The organism is Dapis hubbardiae BLCC-M172, assembly GCF_050016015.1.
In the GTDB taxonomy this organism is placed as follows: Bacteria; Cyanobacteriota; Cyanobacteriia; order Cyanobacteriales; family Microcoleaceae; genus Trichodesmium.
The window spans coordinates 36,404-52,637 of record NZ_JBNHEQ010000302.1; the positions used below are offsets into that span (position 1 = coordinate 36,404).

At 36.6% G+C, this 16,234-nt stretch carries 11 protein-coding genes and 1 pseudogene; 8 read left to right on the forward strand and 4 right to left on the reverse strand.

Annotation, left to right across the window (positions count from 1 at the left end; translation table 11 throughout):
• The 5 genes from ACP6PK_RS28475 to ACP6PK_RS28495 form a co-directional block, all read left to right on the forward strand.
• A partial coding sequence (locus ACP6PK_RS28475; protein ID WP_426564745.1) for an Ig-like domain-containing protein occupies nucleotides 1-1,957 on the forward strand: 1,957 nt, incomplete at its 5' end.
• A 694-nt stretch (nucleotides 1,958-2,651) separates the two neighbouring features.
• Nucleotides 2,652-3,953: an AAA-like domain-containing protein gene (locus tag ACP6PK_RS28480; protein ID WP_426564747.1), complete on the forward strand. Its 1,302-nt coding sequence runs from the start codon at nucleotides 2,652-2,654 to the stop codon at nucleotides 3,951-3,953.
• Between the two features lie 41 nt (nucleotides 3,954-3,994).
• Complete coding sequence (locus ACP6PK_RS28485) at nucleotides 3,995-6,367, forward strand: CHASE2 domain-containing protein (protein ID WP_426564749.1); 2,373 nt, start codon at nucleotides 3,995-3,997, stop codon at nucleotides 6,365-6,367.
• Nucleotides 6,368-6,765: 398 nt separating this feature from the next.
• Nucleotides 6,766-6,897, forward strand: a complete 132-nt coding sequence (locus ACP6PK_RS28490) for a hypothetical protein (protein ID WP_256386604.1) — start codon at nucleotides 6,766-6,768, stop codon at nucleotides 6,895-6,897.
• 69 nt (nucleotides 6,898-6,966) lie between these two features.
• A complete protein-coding gene (locus tag ACP6PK_RS28495; RefSeq protein ID WP_426564751.1) occupies nucleotides 6,967-7,872 on the forward strand; it encodes a DUF928 domain-containing protein in 906 nt (301 codons plus the stop codon).
• A gap of 113 nt (nucleotides 7,873-7,985) precedes the next feature.
• Here ACP6PK_RS28495 and ACP6PK_RS28500 read toward each other — a convergent pair whose 3' ends face one another.
• On the reverse strand, nucleotides 7,986-8,159 hold the full coding sequence (locus ACP6PK_RS28500) for a hypothetical protein (RefSeq protein WP_246844279.1): 174 nt from the start codon (nucleotides 8,157-8,159) through the stop codon (nucleotides 7,986-7,988).
• Nucleotides 8,160-8,187: 28 nt separating this feature from the next.
• Nucleotides 8,188-8,822: pseudogene (locus ACP6PK_RS28505) on the reverse strand (transposase).
• Between the two features lie 55 nt (nucleotides 8,823-8,877).
• Here ACP6PK_RS28505 and ACP6PK_RS28510 point away from each other — a divergent pair.
• Nucleotides 8,878-9,135, forward strand: coding sequence for a transposase (locus ACP6PK_RS28510; RefSeq protein ID WP_094674021.1), 258 nt, complete (start codon nucleotides 8,878-8,880; stop codon nucleotides 9,133-9,135).
• 369 nt (nucleotides 9,136-9,504) lie between these two features.
• On the opposite strand, the gene ACP6PK_RS28515 is transcribed toward ACP6PK_RS28510, so the two are convergent.
• The gene (locus ACP6PK_RS28515; RefSeq protein WP_426564753.1) at nucleotides 9,505-11,481 is read right to left on the reverse strand and encodes a M23 family metallopeptidase; all 1,977 of its coding nucleotides are present in this window, start codon (nucleotides 11,479-11,481) and stop codon (nucleotides 9,505-9,507) included.
• A gap of 519 nt (nucleotides 11,482-12,000) precedes the next feature.
• Entirely contained in the window at nucleotides 12,001-12,912 is a 912-nt protein-coding gene (locus tag ACP6PK_RS28520; protein WP_426564755.1) for a biotin--[acetyl-CoA-carboxylase] ligase, read from the reverse strand.
• A 1,078-nt stretch (nucleotides 12,913-13,990) separates the two neighbouring features.
• Between ACP6PK_RS28520 and pgeF the strand changes: the two genes are divergently transcribed.
• Entirely contained in the window at nucleotides 13,991-14,827 is an 837-nt protein-coding gene (gene pgeF / locus ACP6PK_RS28525) for a peptidoglycan editing factor PgeF (protein ID WP_426564757.1), read from the forward strand.
• Between the two features lie 663 nt (nucleotides 14,828-15,490).
• Nucleotides 15,491-16,090, forward strand: a complete 600-nt coding sequence (locus ACP6PK_RS28530) for a CPP1-like family protein (RefSeq protein ID WP_094671536.1) — start codon at nucleotides 15,491-15,493, stop codon at nucleotides 16,088-16,090.
• Nucleotides 16,091-16,234: the final 144 nt, after the last annotated feature.

Below are 16,234 nucleotides of genomic sequence, written 5' to 3' on the forward strand. Positions count from 1 at the left end.
CAAGGGTGGTACAAGTCAAGCTACAGTTACAATTAAGATTAATGGTCAATTTGAACCACCACTACCACCTCCCCCCAACAACTCCCCTATTGCCCAGGATGACAGTGCCATCACAGATGCTGATGTTGTACTTGAGAACGAAAATGTACTCAATGATAATGGTCATGGAGAAGACACAGACCCAGACAACGACGAATTAACCGTCACCGCAGTTAACGGCAACAGTAGTGATATTGGTCAAGAAATTACTCTCCCATCAGGAGCATTACTGACATTAAATAGTGACGGCACATATAGCTACAACCCCAATGGTCAGTACGAAAGTTTAGGATTAGGAGAAAAAGCCACAGATAGTTTTACTTACACTATTAGTGATGGCAAGGGTGGTACAAGTCAAGCTACAGTTACAATTAAGATTAATGGTCAATTTGAAATAGAACCTCCTGTAATAGATTGTGTCTGTCTCTGTCCTCCACCTCCAACCATAGAATTTCCCGATTTACCAGTTGTACCTTCTATGGTTCTCGAACCTAATCAATTTCAAGAATTATTATTCGGTACACCAGCAAATGAATTTCTTAAAAGTAGTAGCGTTGACCAAGCTGTTGATGGCTTAGGTGGAGACGACACAATCGAAGGTAGTGCTATTCCAGACATGATTTATGGTGGTTTAGGTGAAGACCGAATTTTTGCTAATCGTGGTCGTGATTTTGCTAATGGTAAGGAGGAAGCTGATTTTATTAACACCGGAAAAGAATCCGATACCGCTCGTGGTGGTAAGGGTAATGATGTTATCTGGGCTGATATTGGTAACGATATGGTTCTCGGTGACAAGGGTGACGATATCTTATGGGGTGGTACTATTGGTGGTACTGATAAAGACTTATTCGGTAGTGATACCATGAACGGTGGTAGAGGTAATGACTACGTTAACGGTAACCGTGAGACCGATCTACTTATGGGTGGTAAGGGTAATGATGAAGTCCGTGGTGGTAAGGGTGATGATATTCTGTTCGGACAATACGGTGATGATATGCTCATGGGTGAGAATGGTGATGACCAAATTGTTGGTGACCCCAGTTCCAATTCTTCAGCAGAGGAAATAGGAGAAGATTCTGTTAATGGAGGTCGCGGTAACGATCTCATTCAAGGTAGTCGTGGAGACGATCTAATTAATGGAGGTAAGGAAGATGATTTCGTCTTTGGTGGTAAGGATAATGATTTAATCTTTGGCGATGAAGGTGACGATACTCTCTTAGGAGAGGCAGGAGATGACACAATTTATGGTGGTAACAATAGTGTTATTGATGCTGATGTTGCAGGAAAAGACTTGATTTCTGGTGGTGCCGGAAATGACTTTCTGAGTGGGAACTATGGTGCAGATACTATTCTTAGTGGTACAGGTAATGATATTGCAAGAGGTGGTAAGGATGATGACATTTTATATGGTCAAGCAGGGGATGACCTGCTGTTTGGCGATGGGGGTAATGATACTATCTGCGGTGGTGAGGGTAATGATACTATCTATGGTGACAACCCTGAACTTTCTGCATCAGTTGGCACAGAAGGTTTCCAAGATGTGTTATTAGGAGGTATGGGAAATGACCTAATATTTGGTAATCAAGGCCAGGATATATTATTGGGTCAAGATGGTGATGACCTCCTCAATGGTGGGGCGGATGATGATACTTTAACTGGTGGTAGTGGTAGCGATCGCTTCCTACTCAACTTTGGTCAAGGTTCAGACATCATCACCGACTTCAATATTAATGAAGATTGGCTAGTTTTGGGTGATGGATTAGTTTTAGATGAACAACGGCTAACTATTGAAGCAGTTGCCAATAATACCCAAATTTTCTGGGATAATCAACTTTTAGCTACTTTAGAAAATACAGTAACTACTCCAGAAGAAATCACAACTAAGTTAACTACTATCAATGATTCTTCTTTCTTCTAATCACTTGATATAGTAGTTTCCTACAGATAAGCTCTAACCTTTCTCTTCTTATAACTTTTGACTTCCTAGTGTCTATTAAAAATGGACACTTTATTAGTGATCATCATCACTAAAATCACTCATCTACTTCACTTTGTTGTACTTAAATAGCTCACCTTCTCCATACCGAAAAATCACCTTCTTTTTACTCATAGCTCACCACCATACCCAGAAATAAGGGAGATAATGAAAGTGTAAAGTGAAAAACCCAAGGAGGCAAAAACAATCAAAAACAAACTTTCCCTATCACTGTTTTAACTGGGTCGTCTAAATTCCAGGTAAATCTAATTCCAATGTTCAATTCAGTAAATATGTACTAGACTACAAAACTATACTTGGATTGTTGATTTACCATAAGCTGGTAAAATAACTCCTATAAGGGTTGCAGAACTGTTGATAATTGGTATAATACCAAATCTACCTTAACCAGACGGTATTTTTTAAAATCATAGCCTTTGCCATATATAGGGTTAAAAGATAGTATAAGCCTGCTTTTATACTCGGATGTGCTATACATTCTTTTAATCTAATACTATTTAGACAAATTCCTGCAAAAATTAAGCCTTTATAATAGAGAATTGTAGAGGTTTATTTGTAACAAAAATTAATCAAATTCATATAACGACCTAAGAAATTTAAACTCAAATAAACAACCATGAATCAAGAAATATTTGACCACATTTACTGTAACTTGTCAGACAATGACAAAAATATAATCCAATTGCGTTTATCCGGCAAAAAATATCAAGAAATTGCTCAGTCAATGAGTTTCGATCAATCTAGTGTAGGGAGAAAATTAAAATCAATAGCAAAGAAGTTTAAATATTCATCAGAATCCAATCTGGAATGGAACGAATATTTGGTACAGATATTCACTCAATATAAACCAACTTTCGTCATTAATGAGTTACAGGAAGATTATGGTTTTCACCCAGTTATTATGCCTGGTAGACCGGAAAAAATAGACTCTCCTTTTTATATAGAACGTCATCGAATTAAACGTTGTACTATTGAATCAGAATGTTATGAAGCTATAGAACAACCAGGTTCTTTAGTAAGAATAAAAGCACCAAGTAGAATGGGTAAAACTTCTCTAATGAAAAGGATACAAGACAAAGCAAATAAAAATAATTATTTTCCTGTGTATCTGAGATTTGATACTCTGATTGAACCTGACAATATCAACAATATTAATAATTTTCTCAAAGCATTTAATAAAAATATAAAAAGTCAGTTACCTGATGTTTCATCTGGACTAAGTTGGGATGATAATAACGCTAAAATTTCTTGTACTCAAGCATTTAAAGAATTATTGATTTATCTCAAGAAAAATGTTGTTTTACTATTAGATGAAGTTAATGAAATTTTCAATTATCCAGAAATATCTAAAAACTTTTTTGCCATGTTAAGAAGTTGGTATGAAGAAAGTAATAACTCGGAAATTTGGGAAAATCTGAGAATGGTCATTGCTTATTCCACAGAATATCATGGTAAACTAGATATTTATCAATCTCCTTTTAATGTCGGTTTACCTATAGAATTAAAAGAATTTATACCAGAGCAGGTAACTCAGTTAGCATACTTACATCAACTTGATGCAGAAATAGTGAATCCTTTAATGTCTATGGTAGGAGGACATCCTTATCTAGTCAGATTAGGATTGTATAAAATGGTTCAGGATGAATTGAAAATTAAAGACCTATTAAAAGATGCTCCTACTGAAAGTGGGATTTATCAAGATCATTTAAGTATGTTGTTAGAAATCATGGAGAATAATCCCAAAATCAAAACAGTTTTTTACGACGAAATATTAAAAGCCAATTCTCCGGTGCGTTTACCCAATAAAAATCGAGAAGTACGTCAATTAGAAGCTATGGGATTAATTAAAATGAAAGGTAATTTAGCTGAACCTCGTTGTCAGTTATATCAAAAATATTTTCAGGATCGTTTATGTTAATTTAAAGTAAGAACGTAAGGAAGAAGAAAAAAGGAAAAAAAATGACAAGCGGAGGTAGTTTACGAGCAAATGACCCTAGTTATGTAGTCAGAAAACAAGATACAGAACTATTGGAAAAACTCCTAGCTGGCGAATATTGTTATGTTTTTAATGCTCGTCAAATGGGTAAATCTAGCATGAGGGTAAGAGTGATGAAAAAATTACGCTCTCAAGGTTGTAAATGTATCCCAATTGATATGACTAGATTAGGTGTTTCAATTAAAGAAGAATATTGGTATGAAGGTTTTTTAGGAGAAGTATTTTATGGTTCTGATTTGCCTAATACTATCAATTATCAAGACTGGAGAGCTAGTCATCAAAACTTAAATAATATCCAACTTTTTTGTCGGTTTATTGAGGAAATTTTATTTGTTAATTTTCCCTATCCGCAAAAAATATATATTTTTCTTGACGAAATTGATGTCCTAGTTAAATTACCGTTGGACATGAGAAATGATTTTTTTGCTTTTATTCGCTCTTGTTATAATCGCCGGGCTGAGGATGGAAAATGTGATTATCATCGGTTGATTTTTGCTTTTGTTGGAGTAGCGACTCCAGATGATTTAATTAGAGAGCCACAACGTACTCCTTTTAATGTTGGTTATCCGATTGAATTAACAGAGTTAACTTTTGAAAATGGCAAAGAAGTATTAACTAGGAGATTAGAAGGAATAGTAGAAGAGCCAGAAGTTGTTTTAAAAAAAGTTTTTGATTGGACTGGAGGTCAACCTTTTTTAACTCAGAAAGTTTGTCAAATAATTATTGATTATGCAGAGGATTCTGAACCAGATGTCGATGAATTAGTAGAAGAACATATTTTGACTTATTGGGAAGAAAAAGATAATCCCACTCATTTTAAATATATGCACGATTATTTAGTTAATCATGTTGAATTTGCTCCTCAATTATTGGGACTATATCAAGAAATTCTGCAAAAGGGAGAAGTTAAAACTGATGATAGTCCAGTACAAATGGCTCTACGATTGTCTGGCATAGTAATTAAAAGACAAAAGAAATTATTTGTTTTTAATAAAATTTATCAGAAAATTTTTAATGAAGATTGGGTTAAAGAAAAATTAGCAGAAAAATTAGCAAATTTAGCAAATAATCTGGATAATTCTCAGGCTAAACCTCAACCTAAAACATTAGGAATGAGTTTAGGTATTGCAGGTTTGGTGGGAGTAGGAGTGATTATTTTGAGAAGTTTAGGTTTACTACAATCATTGGAATTAAATGAGTATGATCGTCTGATGCGATGGCGACCTTCAGAGCCACCAGATCCTCGTCTTTTAATTGTTGAAGCTACGGCCACAGATATTAATAAATATGGAATTAGTAATAGTTTAACTGATGAGAATTTAGCTAAAGTAATAGCTAAATTAGAAACTCATAAACCTGCCATTATTGGTGTAGATTATTTACGAAATAATCCTTTACCTTCTGAATCTGGTTATCAAAAATTATTAACACTTTTGAGTAATAATAAGAAAATAATTGCTGTTTGTAGTGTTAGTGACGATGATAATAACAGGAATGAACCTAGTACCAGACCTCCTACAACAGTAGAGAAGGAGGAACGCTTCGGTTTTATTCAGCTTATGCTAGATATTGGTCAAGTTAATGTAATCCGTCGCCACTTAATGTTTCAGAACAAAAGAGCGGGAAATCCTTGTCAAACAGAATATTCATTAAGTGTTAAAGTTGCGCTTAATTATTTGCAAACTAAAGGCATTAAAGAGGAAGATGCTCCCCAAGGATTTGTCAAAATAGGGCAAGTTACTTTCAAAGACCTTGTAGAAGGACAAGGTTTTTATCAAAAAATTGACTCTGGTGGATTTCAAGTTTTACTTAATTATAGAAACTCAGATAGGGTTCCTAATAAAGTTTCTGATTCTATTACTATTTCGGATGTTCTCAATAATAATTTTGATGAATCTTTAGTTAAGAATAAGATTGTACTGATTGGTAATACAGATCCAGATGGTAGTGACAATTTTTATACTCCTTATAGTTTTCAAGCTGTTTCTCAAAAGCAAATGGCTGGAGTTATTGTACACGGGCATCAGGTAAGTCAAATTATTAGTGCAGTTTTAGATGGAAGACCTTTAATTATATTTTGGGATAGGTGGGTAGACTGGTTATGGATTTTAGGTTGGTCTGCTGTTGGTGCTGTAGTAGGTAGGTGTTTTCATCAAGTTTTATTCTTTGTCTTTTTTATAGGAGGAAATATTATGGTTTTATACTTGGTTAGTTGGATTTTTTTAACTCAAGCTTTTGTCGTACCCCTGCTGCCATCTGTTTTGGCATCTATTATAACTGGTGTCACTGTTTTCATAAATTTTGAGAGAAGTCCGCCTCCATTGACTGATAATTGATAGGGACGATCGTATAGTTTTCCACACCCCTACGCACTTGCTAGTATACAGGTAATACTTCTTTGATATTACCGATGGCTTCAAACTAATCTCAAATATATTCCGGATGAAGACCAGTATAGCGAGTAAGAATAAGAAGTACATGAAACCAATGTAGGGGGGAAATAGACATTGGAGTATAATTTATATCAAATACACATCTCCAGACTTTCTGTTATTCTTAGTAGAAATGCTCAAACATTAGACTTACCCGTTAATTCACTACCTTCAGTTCACAGGGTGAATCTATTCCTAATATAGATAGGACTTATATATTTGAGATTGCTATGCTAACGGACTGATTTGCTACACATATAAAACGCAAATGCTGTCTCTTGCAATCACAGAATTACCTTATTTTGCGCAAGTCCTCATACATTAATACCTTAATTCAACAACGCCTAATTATTAGAGTAGAAGTTATAAGAATGTTATCAGTCTTAGGAATTAAAATTGCTGCTAATTTAGGAGAAACTAAGACACAAGTTTAGAGCTATCGGGGTTCTCTAAGTTTATACCATTTGCTTGAATTGACAAAAAATTTTTTAAGGGAGAAAACAATGAAAATCAAACAATTTGCTGCTGTTATTATTGGCATTTGTGGGCTAAATGTGGGAATAGCTAAATCAGTAGCAGTAGAAATGAAAGCACCTCTGTTAGTGCAACAGTCTGGGAACATAGAGGAATTTGATGGACTTTTTCAGCAAGCTACCGTATCTCAAGAACTGCATAAGTATAATCAATCTACTCCCATATTGGAAAGTACATTTGCCATTTCAAAAACTTCAGATACTAGAGAAAAAGCTGGAGTTAAAGAACCTGATCAAGTGGCGAATAAGGATAGAAGAGGGAACCCAAGTGAGGGTAATACCACTGGTGGAGGTACTCGTGCTCCTATTCCTAGTAGCAAGTGTAATGATAATGATAAAAAGCCTTTTTTAGTTCTGATTCCCTTACAGCCAGAAACTGTGGGAACTTTGACAAGTCATCCAACTTTTTGGTTGTATATTCCTCATTCTAGTAGTATTAATTTTGTTTTAAAGGAAAAGGTATTTGGAGGGGATAAAATTATTTATAAGACTAAATTTAATGTTGAATCAGAACCAGGATTTATTAGTTGGCAATTACCTTCTTCTGCTCCGCCTTTAGAAGGCTCTTATGGTTGGGAATTTACTTTTGATTGTGGAAATGATAAGCAGGTGACTCTTGACGGAGAAATATTCAGGCAGGACGCAACCGAGAGTTTGATTAGTGAGCTAAAATTGGCTGAAACTGTTATAGACAAGATTGATGTTTATCAGAAGAATAGTTTGTTGCCTGAGAGTGTTAACGAGTTAGTAAACTTACGTCGGAGTAATCCTGACGATCCAGAGATAAATGATAGATTGAAGATTTTATTAGGTAATTATAATGATTTAGTTGACGATCCGATTCAAGATTGTTGTGAAATTGGTAAGAAAGAATAGAGCTGTCGCTTTATAGAACCCGTGAAGGTATCTACGCGATCACCAACCTCTTAAGCATCAGTCGGATAAAACATAGATTAATCTTTGCTGTAGCATGCTTCAGAGTCATTTTCCTACGGAATGCTCCGCAAACAAAGTTTTTGGTCAAGCTTTTGCATCTTGCCATCCAGGAGTTCGTTCTTTCTATAACCCCGAAAAGCTTTAACTGGAACAAACCCTGTTTTTTCAAGATTTTCTTTCTTCTGCTTTGATGGCTTGGGGGATAGTTGAAACCGAATCTTGCTCATAATTGCTGGATAAATTTTCGGTAGTGCATCAGCGAAGTGTGGGATAAATAATTAGGTCATTCCAACTCCAAGGAGCGATACTGCTGACGCAACGCTCCACGAACGCCAACTTAGCTCTTTGTGCAGCAGTATTTTCTTTGCGACTATGAACCCAAATCCAATTGAAGTAGGCAGCTATATCAATTCTTCACTCTTACTGGTCAGTATGTTTACCTACTAAGCGCACTTAAAATTAATCCACGTTCTGGAAGCTTGAGTCATACCTACCCAACAGTCACCTTCTGTCAATTCATTCATTTGACAATGTTTTTGTTTTTTCGGATAATTGCCAGTATTCATCACTGCTGACTTGTGAGGTTTTGATATTTTCTACATGACTCCGCAAGAATCATTTGTCCTTTTTGAGAGGCAGCCCTCACCAAATTGACTACCGTGTTATAGGCTAGATTCACTGTTCGACTAATTCCTCTTAAACTACTACCTTCAACATGAGCCTGTAGAACCATGCCCATCTTCTCAGGTTCAATTTGTCGCCGATAATAGAGAGTGTCAAAAGTAGAGCGTGAAAGTTTGTAGGCATTCAGGGCAATAATATCGTTGATTTCCTTTGCTAGTTTTTCTATGCCTATGAGTTTTCTGATGGCCACACAGAGGACATTCCATGATGATTGAGAGTATTTAGGGACAATACTCATCTGATCATTCCCACACTTTACTGATGTACTACCGTGTAGTTGTACATACTGCAAATATACAGGATACACAAGGAGCTAAGTCTATATTTCTTCAAGCTAAACATGATGCCCCGAATCTGAAAATTGTTTGGGCAGATCAAGGTTATAGAGGAAAACTAGAGAAATCAGTGGCAATGGTTTGTGGATGGAAATTAGCTATTGTTAACAGAACTGAAAAAGGGTTTAAAGTTTTGCCCAGACGCTGGGTGGTAGAAAGGACTTTGGCGAGGGCGCGGCCGTAATCGTAGACTTTCTTGCATATTATGAAGAACATCCTCACAATAGGGAAGCTTTGGTTGATATTTCCATGATTCGTTTAATGTTAAAACGGTTAGGGTTGGCGGAGCAAGTGCGGCAGCTATATCGCTACTAATACTTCATAATTCTTGACAAACAGCCTCTTATATGTTAACTACATTAACATATGGAATATGAGTCATAACTCATAAGGGAAATATAGGAAGACTAGAAAAGGGCTTTCTTTAACCTTCTATATTTCTCCAGGAGGGGGTTTAGGATAACAACCCCCTCTTGCTTTTTCAATAAAAAATCCTGTAATATTTATCTCAAATATCCAGGAGTTTTGTCAAATTTTCCCAATTCAACTAACTTTATTCTACGACTTTTTTCTCCTGCTCATTCAAACTAATTTGAACATCCTCATCAGACTTTTCTGAAGCTTTTGTCAACTCAAAAATTGGCGGCTCTAAGTCAGGAATAGGTACTTCAAAACCAGGTGGTAAAGGTGGCAGTTGTGGTAAACCAGAATCTAATTCTTTGGTCTGCTTCAACAATTCATTAATAGTAACTTCTGGTACAGGCGGTATTTCTGTCACCTTTAATGCTGTCATCAAATTTGCTAAAGCAAACTCAATGTGACTATCTGGGTTTTTCGCTACCCATCCATCTTTTGTTAACTGTCGCATTTCAAAATGTAAGTGGGGACCTGTAGACATTCCTGTATTACCAACGCGCCCAATAACTTCACCCTGTTCTACAAACTCTCCTGGTTTGACAAAAATTTCTGATAAGTGACCATAGAGAGTTTCCAATGATTTTCTCTGGTGATCTAGCACAACAGTTACACCATAACCACCTAACCAGTCGGCGATCGCTACTTGACCTGCATAAGTGGCAACTACTGGGGTTCCTGTTGGTGCGCCTAAGTCTGTTCCTGTGTGAAATTTTTTATAACCTAATATTGGATGTTGTCTCCAACCAAAGAATGAGGTGATAGGTGCTGGAATAGATAGAGGAAATATTAACCGGGTATTACCATTTCCGGGGACTGCGGGAGGTCGCATGGTGCGTTTGTAATAAGCTAAACCTGACTGGGATATGGGGTTATGAAATAATCCCTGCACTTGAGCGGGTAATACTGCTGCGACTTCGACTCCTTGAGAAGAGTTTGAGTAGTGTGGAGCATAAGAAGTGCTAGAGTAATAACCACTTTGACTGGAGGATGAATTTGAGTAGTAATTTGTTTGACTATAATTAGAAGAACCTGAATAATAACTATTGTTGGAGGAGTAATAACTATTATTGTTGGAATAGTAATTTTGCTGACTTTCCCCAGACCATGAATTATAAGATGAAGTTTGAGCAGGGGCGCTCCAATTATTTGTTGCGGTAGTCGCACTCCAGTTATTAGTCTGAGTGGGGGTGCTCCAATTATTATTATTTTGGGCGACAGCACTCCAATTTTTGTTATTTGTTGGATATTGAGCAACTTCACCTGTGGAACGTTCTGAGAAAACTACTGTACTTGGTGCTTCATAATTCTCTGTTGCACCGACTTTATAATTTGTGTCATCTATATAAGCGTTAGTCGAACCATCATAATAATAAAGTTTCTCAGGTTTTGGTAATGTTAGGGGTGGTAAGTTATTTTTGGGTTGCTTTGAGAGGTTGAGGTTAGTATTAGTAGGAGGTGCTACATAAAGATTTTTGGGTAGATAGATAGTATTCTCAGGTTCGGGTTCTGGCTCATAGGTTGGTGCTGGTTGGGAGTAATATGGTTCAGGGTCGTAATAACTGGGTGCTGGTTGAGAATAGTAAGATGGTTCTGGTTCGTAATAACTGGGTGCTGGTTGAGAATAATAAGGTTCTGGTTCTGGTTCGTAATAATATGGTTCAGAATAATATGGTTCAGAATAGCTAGGTGAAGCAGAGTAATATGGTTCAGGTTCGTAGTAGGGTTGAGAATAATATGGCTCTGGTGCCTCGTACCGAGGAGCTTCGCTTTCGTAATAGGTTGGTGCTGGTTGAGAATAATATGGCTCTGGTTCGTAGTAAGGTTCTGGTGAATAGGAGGGTGCTGAATAGGATGTTTGGGGAGAATAACTATCTACTGGGGCGGGTTGATATGATGGTTCATAGTCATAGACTTCTATTTCCAAAACCATCTCTGCTAAAGCCATACCTCTACCTAACATCCCTAAACTAGCTAGACAACAACCTAACTGCATGAGGGACTTGTGAGTGAGAAGTTTGGTCTGAATTAAGTTTTGCTTTTGGTTCTGCTCTGGAGTTGTTTCCTGTGGTTTGGTGTTAGACTCAACTGATTGGTTTTGGTTCTCTAGCGACATTATTTCCTCACACTATTTAGGTTACTTTTTTTGAACAATTTATACAGTTTAATCAATTTTGACTTTGATATAGTTGTTTTTTTGGCTTTATGGGTTTATGAGTTTGGAAAGCAAGTAATATCAAATCCCCTTACTTTGGAGTTGGGAGATTTTAAAAGAGGCAAAAACTGCAAGTAGGGTTTGGGTTTGGTGACCAAACCCCTACGAGGCATGAATTGTACCGATACTACCGGATTTGATATAATATGTCACTACACACAAGTCAGAAGTCAGAAGTCAGAAGTAATCCCTGACTAAGTTTGAGCATTTATAAATGTCCTAACCTAAAGGTTCAGCAATGTTTTTTAGGATTCTAGGCAAAGAGCTAACATATCTTATTCCTAATTTACCTACTCTCTAATCTCTACTATCAATGAATATGTAGCAAGACTTTTGAGATTTGGTATTACTTATCAATAAAATATCAAGTCTTTCTCACTGTGGAGAAACGACCAGACTAGATGTATTTCAATTTCTGCCCTACTCCCCTGCTCCCCTACTCCCCCACTCCCCTACTCCCTTACTAATTTGGCCATAACCCAGACTGATTGTACCTGGTTTTAGGTATATTTCGGAGGGAGATATTTGAGGCTGAGTTTTTGGGGTGGCTGAGTCTGGGTTAATTTTTACTTTTAACTCCCCAGTATTTGTCACTCCTACAACTTTGCCCAGACTATCTTCTACTACTACTTCCTGCCCTATATTTATTAGTAGTTGAGTATAACCAGGTAAAATACTTTCTATTCCTGAGTCTAAAAGTTGTTTAATGGCAGAGTCTAGTCCGTGAAAGACTATTGCGGCTAACATTTCTAGAGAGGATATTTTTGGTTGAGACTGATTCCTATAATAGCTTTGCAGATTAATTCCTGTTTCTGGCACAGAATTAGACCAGTTAATCCCAATACCAATTACTGCTTGAGAAATTTTTTCTTTCTTGACCCTGGTTTCTGTGAGGATGCCACCTAATTTTCGATTTTCTAAGATTAAGTCGTTAGGCCACTTAATTTTGACTGGTACACCATAATCTTGCAAACTTGAGGCTATACCCCAAGCTGTGGATAAGGTTAGTTGTGGGGTTTGGGATATTGATATGTTGGGAGGGATAGTGCTTCGGTATCCCTTGGCAAAGGCTACTGACATATATAGTCCGCCAATGCTTGATATCCAGTTTCGTCCCCATTGTCCGCGTCCTGCTGTTTGTTGGGTGGCTATGACTATGGTTCCTGGTGATGCTCCTGAGTCAATTAGTTGCCAAAGGGTTTGGTTTGTTGAGGGGAGGCTGGAAAAAATGTGCAGATGATTGGGGGTTGAGGGGGTTGATATGTTGGAAGTTCTAATTCTCTGAATATTTGATAGGGAGTTTATGAATTGTTTTTGATTAAATTCTGACAATTTTTTTCCTAGATATTTATTTTATGGGTCTTTCAATAATTAATAATTAATTATTACCTCTTCTTTTTTTTTATTTTTTAGAAGAGGATTCGTTAACAAGGATTTTTTTTTCAAGGAGAAATTGGATCTGGTTAGATAACCCATCCATGCCATCTTAGGTGAAGCTTTCCTAGGTCATGCTCCACAAAAGCAATTCAAGTCGCGAAGCGTTTAATGAAAACTTTCTGTATTGCTTCTGGGGAACATTTCTAAATATTCAATTACCTTTAGCACAGAAAATTTAGTTGAATAAAAAATCATGTATATAGACGAGCAAGACCATACAGTTTTTATGATATCAGAATTTTAGTGAGGATGCAACCGAAAATTCTTTGACGCGCCGATTTTTCAGGAGCTTAAGAGAATGAAAATGTTTGTGGTTTTCTACTGAGGAGGGATAGATAGAAAGATTTGATGAGGGAAAAACAAGCATTATATTTATTTTGCTGGGAGCTTAATAAAATGAAAACTTTCTTTATTGCTCCTAGGGAAAATTTCTAAATATTCAATTAGAGCAATAGTTGTTTCATTCCCTGAAGCTCCAGAAGTTGGATGATGGAATTTTTCTTCTATTGCGTATGGAGCAATAGTCGTTTCATTCCCTGAAGCTCCAGAAGTTGGATGATGGAATTTTTCTTCTATTGCGGATAGAGTAATAGTCGTTTCATTCCCTGAAGCTCACGAAGTTGGATGATGAATTTTTTTCTATTGCGGATAGAGTAATAGTCGTTTCATTCCCTGAAGCTCCCGGAGGTGGATGATGGAATTTCTTCTATTGACGCAATAGTCATTTCATTTTTGTCAGCACTCCTAGATGGAGGATAAAATTTTTTTCTATTGCAGATAGAGCAATAGTTATTTCATTTTATCAAGCACTCCTAGATGGAGGATGAAATTTTTTTCTATTGCTCCATACGGAGGGAGTAGTTTCATTTCCTGAAATACTTTGAAATGGATAACCATGAGCAAAACTATTAGTGTAGCATAGTCGGGGAAGATGGCAAAATAAAAATCTCAACTTCAAACAATACTAATTCTGATGACTATAGCTAACCCTGATTCACAAAAATTAAACAAATACTACCAAGTTTTGAGTAAAAATGATGTAACTTGGCATTGGCAAAAATGGCAAGGACAGCCTTACCTCACCTGTAGCCTTTTACAAAATTGGCCTCATGGTTTTTTTACTCACCATTTTGCTCCTAGTACACCGACAGAATTAGTAGATGTCTTACATCCCTCTGCTGAGGTATATCGTGTTAAGCAAGTACATGGCAATACTGTACTTACAACAGGGAAATCTACTCTTGAAACTGAAGCAACTTATGCCGAAGCTGATGGCCTACTCACTGAAAAAGCAAAACAAGCAGTTTGGGTATGTAGTGCTGACTGTGTTCCTGCTCTAATTGCTGACCAAAAAACCGGACAAGTAGCGGCCATTCATGCTGGATGGCGTGGTACTGCGGCAAAAATTATCCCCGTGGCATTGGCAGGTTTTCAGGTCCACGGGAGTCAATTATCTGATTTGTTGGTTGTCCTTGGTCCTGCTATTGCTGGAGAGGTTTATCAAGTCTCTGAAGAGGTGGCAGCTCAGGTGGGAATGACTATTTTTCCAGAAACAGGGAAGACAAGTATTAAAGATATTTTGCATTTTCTGGAGCTTTTACCAAATTCGCCAATTTTATCCGATCCTGAACCGGGAAAAGTTCGCTTAGATGTGCGTTTGGTCAATATCTTACAATTGGAACAATTGGGTATTGGTAATCAACAGGTGGCGATCGCTCCTTATTGTACTTATCAACAACCGGACTATTTTTTCTCTTATCGGCGTGAAAAACAGAAAAAGGTGCAGTGGTCAGGAATAGTTAGTGGCTGATACCGTTGCACGGAAGTCAAAAGTCACAATTCAAAAATCAAAAGTTATTTTTAATAAACAGAAAACTTTGTTATTCAGTAGTTTCAAGGAATTATTTGACATTAGAACTTTGAAACTATTTGTGAGATCCTTAAAGTGAAATGGTATGAGATTAAGTCATTTCAGTTATCAGTTATCATTACCGACCGCTGAAGTCAGAGCTTTGAAATACCGAAGCTGTTTTTTTCATCTCCTATCCAAGGGGAGGCTATTGACCTTATTTTTTTTCAAAAGTAATACAAGTTAATAATAGGTATTTGGAAAAAAACTGTATACTTCTGAGATGATTTTGTTTATTTTCCTTGTGTTAACCTAATACTACTTGGAAAAAAGAATGCTACAAAAAGGTGCATCTCGCTAACAGATTCTGAAAAAGAGCTACTCTAATTTATTTTAGAGAGTTTTATGTTAGACAGTTATCTCGATCATTTTGCCCTTTTTTTTCAATATTTACTTTTTCTCTCCTAGATAACTAAAGCCTTGTTCCTTGTTCCTTGTTCCTTGTTCCCTCTTACTTAGAGATATTTGTACAGTTAACTAGGCATATTTCTCGAAAAGTGGATAAGATTAAAATACTATAATCGAATATTGTGTCACAGTTTAAAAGACTATTAATAAATTCCTATGAGCAATCAGAGTCATTATCAACAACTTGGTCTCACTGAAGATGCTTCTTTTGAGGAAATTCAAGCAGCAAAGGAACGTTTGAAGCAACAGCACGGTGATGATCGGAAAGTTATGGAAAATATTGAAGCTGCTTATGATGCTATTTTGATGGACCGTCTACGGTTGCGTCAAGAAGGCAAAATTAAAGTGCCTGAGCGTATTCGGTTTCCTGAAAGGCAAACAAAAAAGGCTCCTGATACTCTAGGTTCAGGGCCAACTAATCAAGGACCTGTTTGGCTACAAAATTTGATTGATACTCCTAGTCAAGCTGATATTATCTGGCCTACTGGTATATATGTGGTCTTAGGGGCAATTAGTATTATTCAGCCTTCTAGCTTACAGTTAACTTTGGCTTTGGGAGTTGGTGGTTGTCTTTATTTCCTTAACCGTAAAGAAAATAAGTTTGGCCGTGCTGTTTTGTTAACAGTTGGTGGTTTAATTTTTGGATTAATTTTAGGACAAATACTGAGTGCTTTGGCAACTGGTTTAGCAACAGAAATATTTATTACTTTGGTAACTTTTTTGGTGTTATGGATGATTAGTTGTTTTTTGCGTTAGTTTTTTAGAGAAGGAAGAAGGTGGAAGGAAGAAGGGAGAAGGTGGAAGGGAGAAGGTGGAAGGGAGAAGGAAAAGGAAAAAAGAAATTATGGTGTTTTACTTCTAAATTTTTCTGATTTATTACTGAAAAACCATAACTTTTAG